General features: G+C 42.0%; 1 protein-coding gene. It reads left to right on the top strand.

The genetic code is table 11. The features are described 5' to 3' along the window. Positions 1–182 precede the first annotated feature (182 nt). On the top strand, positions 183–725 hold the full coding sequence (locus KIV40_RS26640; protein WP_285352193.1) for a (d)CMP kinase: 543 nt from the start codon (positions 183–185) through the stop codon (positions 723–725). The last annotated feature ends 286 nt before the right edge of the window (positions 726–1,011 follow it).

Here is a 1,011-nt window from a genome sequence, read left to right as displayed (position 1 = left end):
TTGTGATCAAGAGACAGCCTTCACTGGAGGCTTTTTTATGCGCGTAACTTCACATCTTATTGAACCTACACTAGAACTTGAAAGCGTAATCATTAGTATCTGGCCTCCGCATTTTCCCGACTTACCTATAGTTGGAGTGCGTCGCTCTTTGTCAATTTGGTACGGTCACCTAGGAGGATTTAATGAGAAGGATCAATGTAGTAGGCAGCAGTGGAAGCGGTAAATCAACGTTTTCAAAGCAGCTCGCAATGAAATTAGGTGTCACGTACATAGAAATGGACAGGTTGTTCTGGCTTCCCGATTGGAAAGAACTCGATGATGAGACGTTCTTCGATAAAGTCGTGGACGTAACTCAACAAGACGCTTGGGTACTCGACGGGAACTACAGCAGAACACAACCGTACAAATGGCAAAGGGTCGATACTATCATCTGGCTCGATTATTCACGTTTTATCACCACTTATCGCTCCGCAACTCGTGCTATCAAAAGGGCATGGACTCAAGAAGAGTTCTGGGAAGGAACTGGAAATAGAGAAAGTTTTAGAAAAGCGTTTTTGAGTAAGGATTCGATTATTTGGTGGTCGGTTAAGAATTACCGAAAGAATCGGAAGCGCTATTTAAAACTGAAGGAGGACTTAAAAGGTTCGCCTATCGAGTTCATCCACATCACTTCGCCCAAAATGGCAGAAGATTTTTTGCTGTCTCAAGATTTTATAAATAAATAGCTAACTTATTTAAGTGACTTTTCGGTCACAGATCGCAGCTGTGCGAATTCTGACATTCCGACTCCTTAAGATGATGAATACTAACGAAGTTCCCGTCGTATTCATTGTGGAGGTATTATAATCGGTTAAGAGGAAATGGCGATATCCGGCTACCTAGGTTGGTTACTCGCTGTTTTGTTGGTTTATCCCTTTGCCTATGTTGGTATTCATATCGGTGTATTCGATATAAAAGTCCGTACCAAGGTCAGCCGTTCTTTCAATCGTATAGTATTATACCCGTGATCAT

The sequence above is a fragment of the Vibrio sp. D173a genome (assembly GCF_030248475.1).
The sequence above is the reverse complement of the archived record's forward strand: the minus strand, read 5'-3'. Positions and strand labels throughout refer to the sequence as shown.